This is a genomic window from Mesorhizobium sp. M7A.F.Ca.CA.003.01.2.1 (assembly GCF_003998945.1).
Lineage (GTDB): Bacteria > Pseudomonadota > Alphaproteobacteria > Rhizobiales > Rhizobiaceae > Mesorhizobium > Mesorhizobium ciceri.
Genome location: NZ_RZRA01001399.1, coordinates 1 through 936 on the forward strand (window position 1 = coordinate 1; position 936 = coordinate 936).

Genomic DNA, 936 nt, shown 5'->3' on the forward strand with positions numbered 1-936 from the left:
GCATAGGTGTATTGGATGACATTGGTCTGGATTTTCTGGGCGTTGGGCTCAAGTCCCGATACATAATGGGCAGCGAAAGAATCGCCCCACAGCAGCACATTGGTGGCAAAGCCCGTTGTACGGGTGCAGTCGGCGAGATTCCAGTCTTCGATGCGGGTCCCGTTTTCGTTGAAGCAGATGCCGTTGCGCCAGTCGCCGACCCGGATACGTTCGGTCGAGAAGTCCGGGAACCGTTGCGGGAAACCGTTGCCCAGTGCACCGGCCAAACCACCGGCGCACAGCAGCGCGATGGCCGTCGCCGAAAAAGCGAAGATAGGCAGCGGTGCGGTATAGGCTCGTTTCTGGCGGAAGGGCTGCTCGACATATTTCCAGGAGAATGCCGCCAGGGCGAAACTGGCCACCGTCATCGCGACAATCGTTGGCACACCGACGGTCTTCAGCGAGAGATAATGGACGAACGAGTTGATTGGCCAGTGGACGAGGTAAAGCGAATAGGAAATCAGGCCGACCCAGACCAGCGGCGCCAACCGAAGCACGCGAGTGGCGACAGGTGCCGGCCTGTCCGCGTTATCCTGGCCAGCATAGATCAGCAGTGCTGTTCCGATGCAGGGGAATAGGGCATTGTAGCCGGGAAACGGATCGCTGTCCGAAATCATCACAAAGCCAAACGCAATCAGGGCAAAGCCGGCGAGGCCGATCAGTTCCACCGCCAGCCGACCGGCTAGGACCGGAGGCTTCCGCAACATCAGCATGGCGCCCAGCGCCAGCTCCCATATGCGCGTCGGCAAGAGATAGAAGCCTGCCGTCGGTGCCAGCGAGGTTGCTATGACTGCCAGGGCAAAGCTGCCGACGGCCATCGGCAGAAGTACCGTCAGCCAGCGCTTCGAGACGTATCGGTGGATCAGATAAAGCAGGATCGGCGCGAAGATATAATAC

Annotated in this window: 1 protein-coding gene; it reads right to left on the reverse strand. The window is 59.5% G+C overall.

Annotated features, from left to right (window positions below; genetic code table 11):
* A partial coding sequence (locus tag EN969_RS32965; RefSeq protein ID WP_348632432.1) for an acyltransferase family protein occupies positions 1–929 on the reverse strand: 929 nt, incomplete at its 3' end.
* Positions 930–936: the final 7 nt, after the last annotated feature.